Here is a 558-nt window from a genome sequence, read left to right on the forward strand (position 1 = left end):
TTATCTTGAAACAGAAGACTTATACATATGTCCATCTAAGCGCCCAGTTTCATTCAAACGGTATAGTAAGCGCAAAGACATGTATGGATTCGAGCGCAATTTTAAAGTTTATGAATGTGAGGACTGCCGTGAGTGTGCCCTGCGGTCACTTTGTACAAGAGCGAAAAGTAATCGTAAACGGCAAATTCATCTTAATCCAACATGGGAGTATTTCAAACATTATACTAAAGACAAGCTTTCAAGTGAGAAAACGAAAGAAATCTACAAACAACGTAAAGTTGATGTGGAACCAGTTTTCGGAAATTTGAAGGCTAATTTAGGTTTCACTCGATTTCATGTTAGAGGGCACCAGAAGGTGACCAATGAAATAGGATTTGCTTTAATGGCAATAAATCTGAAAAAATTAACCATAAATTGGCCTAATCTACTCAATGCACACAAAATATCTTGGCGATTATCAGTTATTCTGATTGTCACCAAGATATTTTTCTGTTTTAAGAAAGTTTTGTCTCACCCTCTAATGACTAGCAATAAATGATTGCAAAATTGTAAGAGTTA

1 protein-coding gene is annotated in these 558 nt (G+C 35.5%); it reads left to right on the top strand.

Annotated features, from left to right (window positions below):
- A partial coding sequence (locus tag AC5KOD_RS02370; RefSeq protein ID WP_496912952.1) for a transposase occupies positions 1 to 538 on the top strand: 538 nt, incomplete at its 5' end.
- Positions 539 to 558 lie beyond the last annotated feature (20 nt).

The organism is Vagococcus sp. WN80Y (genome assembly GCF_059621045.1).